Source organism: Streptomyces sp. NPDC006265 (assembly GCF_040613555.1).
Taxonomy (GTDB): domain Bacteria; phylum Actinomycetota; class Actinomycetes; order Streptomycetales; family Streptomycetaceae; genus Streptomyces.
The window spans coordinates 1-4,609 of the sequence record NZ_JBEXSH010000741.1 but is presented as its reverse complement, the minus strand read 5'-3'; the positions used below and the strand labels follow the sequence as shown (position 1 = coordinate 4,609).

The 4,609-nt window shown below is 72.2% G+C and carries 2 protein-coding genes and 2 pseudogenes; all 4 read left to right on the top strand.

Annotated features, from left to right (window positions below; translation table 11 throughout):
* Positions 1–1,093: pseudogene (locus tag ABZ281_RS38850) on the top strand (glycogen debranching protein); the annotation flags it as partial.
* 129 nt (positions 1,094–1,222) lie between these two features.
* Positions 1,223–1,981, top strand: coding sequence for an NUDIX hydrolase (locus ABZ281_RS38845; RefSeq protein WP_356662716.1), 759 nt, complete (start codon positions 1,223–1,225; stop codon positions 1,979–1,981).
* A gap of 133 nt (positions 1,982–2,114) precedes the next feature.
* The gene (locus ABZ281_RS38840; protein ID WP_356662715.1) at positions 2,115–4,145 is read left to right on the top strand and encodes an ATP-binding cassette domain-containing protein; all 2,031 of its coding nucleotides are present in this window, start codon (positions 2,115–2,117) and stop codon (positions 4,143–4,145) included.
* Positions 4,146–4,306: 161 nt separating this feature from the next.
* Positions 4,307–4,609, top strand: a pseudogene (locus ABZ281_RS38835) (GntR family transcriptional regulator); the annotation flags it as partial.

Sequence of the window (4,609 nt, the reverse complement as noted above, 5' to 3'; positions counted from 1 at the left end):
CCTCGCCCGAACCCAACTCGCGGGACCCGGACCGCAGTCCGGAATGATCCCGGGCCCCAGACGGGACGCCGGGCCGCACATGCCGCCGCAGTGCACCGGTACAGAGGCCACGCTGCTGTTCCCCTCCCTGCTCGCCGAGGCCCGCCGCTGGGGCCTCCCCGACCTGGAGACGGAGGAACTGCTGCCCGCCGCCGAGCGCTGCCTGGCATGGCTGCGCACCACCGTGGGCGACGGTACCTACCTGCGCGACCCGAACCCGGGCGGGCCCATCCGCTGTGAGACGCAGGCTCACGCCCACCGTGCCGCCCTGCTCGGCGCCGACCTGCTCGACTCCTGTGGCCGGGCGGGGGGAGTGGCACTCCGGGAGTGGGCACAGGCCTTGCGGATCGCGTTCGCACGGGACTTCTGGGCGGAGGACCGCGGGGGCGGCCGACCCGCGGCAGCCCGTGCACCGGACGGCGGCCTGGTTCCTCACCTGGGTGCGGCTGCCGTGCATCTCCTCGACACGGGCCTGCTGGGCGGGGGCGAACTGGCACCCGGTCTGCTCGACGAGGTCCGGACCGAGAAGCTTGCCCGGCTGCTCGGCGGTCCGGTCATGGACTCCGGGTGGGGCCTGCGCGGACTGGGTGCGAAGGAACCCGGATTCAATCCGTTCGGCCACCGAGCAGGAGCCGTACGGATCCAGGAGACGGCACTCGCCGTCGCGGGACTGGCCGCCGCCGGTTACGAGAAGGAAGCGAGCTCACTGCTGCGCGGCGTACTCGCGGCCGCAGAGACCTTCGCTCACCGGCTGCCCGAGATGTACGCGGGGGAGCAGCGCACGGAAGGAAGTGCTCCGCTCCCGCACCCGGCAGCCTGCCGCCCCGCGGCCACCGCGGCGGCCGCCGGAGTGCTGTTGCTGACCACCCTCGCCGGCATCCGCCCCGACGCCCCGGCCGGGACGGTCACCCTGCGCCCCGTGCGCGGTGCACCCCTCGGAGAGATCGGTTTCACGGGACTGCGCGTGGCGGGCGCCCCGTTCTCCGTGCGAGTGAGCCGGCTGGGCCTCGCCATGGTCGAGGAAGCGGCCGACGGACTGCAACTGGGGGTTTGACGTGCGGCGACGTGCGAATTCCGGATCAGGTACCAGGCAGTGGAGTTCGAATCCGACCGAAGTGGATCAGTAAGCGAAGGGACCGAAGAAAGGAGTGTTTATCGTCAGGCAGACGACTATGATCGCCGCATGCCCTACGACCCGTCAGCGTTCCCGCCCTTCGCCGTCACCGTGGACCTGGTCGTGCTGACCGTGCGCCGCCATGCTCTGTGTGCGCTGGCGGTACGCAGGGGCGAACCGCCGTTCCAGGGGCGTTGGGCGCTGCCGGGCGGCTTCGTGCGGGCCGACGAGGACCTGGCGCAGGCCGCCGCCCGGGAGCTGGCCGAGGAGACCGGGCTGAGCGTCCACGACCGGTCCGTCCCGGCTCAGGACAACGGCGCACATCTGGAGCAGCTCGCCACGTACGGGGACCCCAAGCGGGACCCCAGGATGCGGGTCGTCAGCGTCGCCCACCTCGCTCTCGCACCCGATCTGCCCGCGCCCCGGGCCGGCGGAGACGCCAGCAACGCGCGCTGGGCTCCGGTCGAGGAGCTGTTGCAGCAGGGCGGTTACGGGCGGGACGCCGAGCCGGTCGCCCCGCTCGCCTTCGACCACGCGCAGATCCTCGCGGACGGAGTGGAGCGCGCCAGATCCAAGATCGAGTATTCGTCGCTGGCCACCGCCTTCTGCCCGCCCGAGTTCACCGTCGGAGAACTGCGCCGTGTGTACGAGGCGGTGTGGGGTGTGGCGCTCGACCCGCGCAATTTCCATCGCAAAGTCACGGGCACTCCCGGCTTCCTCGTTCCCACCGGTGGGACGACAACCCGCCAGGGCGGACGTCCCGCCCAGCTCTTCCGCGCCGGTGGCGCGACGCTGCTCAACCCCCCGATGCTGCGCCCCGAGGTGTGACCGGCCGCCCGGGCGCGGGCCTCGCCGGGCCCGGAACTCGACCCGCCCGCAGTCCGGTCGCGGGTGGCGGTCCGGCCCGAGGCGGACTTTGGAATGCCCCAAAAACCGGACATAGCGCGCTATCTTGCTGCGAGTGATCCAGGCCTTCGGACTGACCAGCAAACCCCGCAAAGAGCTTCCGCCCGCAGTCGACGACGTCTCCTTCGAGGCGCGGGCGGGCCGCATCACCGCGCTGCTCGGCGCATCGGGCGCCGGCAAGACGACGGTTCTCAGACTGATGCTCGAACTGCAACAGGGGCGCGGCATCACCCACTTCCGGGGCCGCCCCCTGCACCGCATCGCCCATCCCTCACGCGAGGTCGGTGTGCTGCTGGGCGATGTGCCCGGACATCCCGCCCGCACGATTCGCGGTCATCTGCGCATGCTGTGCGCCGCCGCGGGCGTCCCGGTCCGGCGTGCCGATGAAGTCATGGAGGCGGTCGGGCTCGTGAGCCTGCGCGAAGAACGCCTCGGCACCCTCTCCCGCGGCATGGACCGCCGCCTCGGCCTGGCCTGCGTCCTGCTGGCCGACCCGCACACCCTCGTCCTCGACGACCCGGCCGACGGACTCTCCACCCGTGAGGGCGCCTGGTTGCACGGCATGTTGCGTGCCCATGCCGCCCAGGGCGGCACGGTTCTCTTCGCCACGTCCGACCCCAAGGGGGCCGCGCGCACCGCCGACCGGGTCGTCACTCTTGAACAGGGCAGGCTCGTGGCCGACCAGGAGGCCGCGGAGTTCTCTCGCACCCGCCTCCGTCCCCGAGTCGCCGTACGCAGCCCGCATGCAGCCCGGCTGGCGGTTCTCCTGGCCAAGCAGGCCCGCACCTCGCAGCTCTCCGTCGAGGTGGTCCGCGAGGGCGGCAATCGCCTTTCGGTGTACGGCGGTACGTGCGCGGACATCGGCGAGATCGCGTTCCGCCACGGCATCGCCGTTCATCAACTCGCCGACGAGGTCGGGGACATGGGGCCCGGCGCGGGCCGCGCTCGGGCAAGCGGACCAGAGGACCGAAATCGCGTCGATGCAGGCCGCATCCCGGTCACACGCGAGCCGTCGCCTTCCTCGGGAGCCCCGACAGCCCCCACGGCCGAGCCGGCCCCCCCGCTCGACCCGGAAGCCCACCCGGACGCACCCAAGCCGGTCACGGACACGCCGTCGCTCTCCTTCGGGCAACCGCAGCTGCCCGAAGGAGAGCCGGACGAGCTCTTGGGCGCCTCCTCGACCGGCCACCCACGCGACGGTTCTCCGGCGGCGGCCGCACCCTCCCAGCCCCGGCCCCCGGCCCCCGTCCGAGCCCGCACGGTTCGCACGCTCGACGTACTGCCTCCTCTGCCGCCCCCGATCTCCGTCCGCCCAGCCCCCAGCCCTCTCCGCCCTCTCCGCTACGAGATCCGCCGCGCCGCCGGGATCAGTACGGGGTTCCTGACCGGGGCCGTCACGCTCGCCGTGTCCGCCGTGATCGCCGTCGTGCTCGCACGCATCGGGCACACCCCGCAGCCACGCCTGCTGGCCGCGTGGCCGCAGGAGCTTCCCCTGCCCCCCGCGGCGCTCGGCGCGGGACTGCTCGGTGCGCTGGCCTTCGGTGACGAGTTCCGCCATCCCGCCCTGGCCGCGGACCGTGGCACCGTGCCCCGTCGGCTGGGGCTGCTGGCCGCCAAACTGCTCGTCGCCTCGGCCACCGCGCTGGTGCTGGCCGTCCTCACGGTCGGCTGCGACGCCGAAGCGCTCTATCTCGTCTACGGACGTGAGCTCGCTCAGGTTCCCGCCGACTGGCTCCCCCTGGGTGCCAGTTGGATCGGGCTCGTGGTCGGCTGCGCCTGGGCCGGCGTACTCGCCGCAGGCGTCTTCCGGTCCACCACGGCCGGACTCGCCGCCGTGGGCGCCGTCCCCCTCCTCGTCGTACCTGTCGTGCACAAGCTCGTGAACGGACCGTCCGTGCGAACGGCGGCCGGACTCCCCGCGCGGCTGCGGGAGGCCCTTCTGCCGCGATGGCCCTTCGGGGGAGAGCACTACGTGGAGGCCGCGATCAAGGTGATCTCCCAACCCGTGGGCGGAGCACTGACGTTGTCACTGACCGCGCTGCTCTGCGCGTATCTGCTCACCACCCTGCGCAGCAGGTTCCGCTGACAACTGTCCGTAACCCTTAGTCCGGCCATGCGCACAACTCCCCGCAGCGCGCCCATTTCTTTCCGATAAGGCGTCAATTGCGATGGGGTGAGCGATCACCCTTTCGTGTGCTTTTCACCAAAGACCTCAAGGGAGTTGGAGACGGCGCCGACAAAGGATGCGTGAGTACCCTTGCGCACACCATGATGACCGCCGCCCGCTCCGCTGACTCCGGCCTCGCCAGCCCGGGCGAACTCGACCGCTACCCGTACGCCGAGGCGCCCGCCGTCGACCGCGTCGGGATCCCTGCCTGGGACGGCGGGGACTCCGAGCTGGGCCGTGTGGGGCGCCGCGCCGCGGGCAGCCGCGGACGCGGGCTGCACGGCCAACTCGTCCAACAGCTGGGTCAGATGATCGTGTCCGGCGATCTGGGCGCCGACCGCCCGCTGGTGCCCGAGGAGATCGGCCAGCGCTTCGAGGTCTCC

Excerpts from the sequence above, each read along its gene's own strand:
- ABZ281_RS38845 (WP_356662716.1), top strand. The coding sequence starts at position 1,223 with ATGCCCTACGACCCGTCAGCGTTCCCGCCCTTCGCCGTCACCGTGGAC.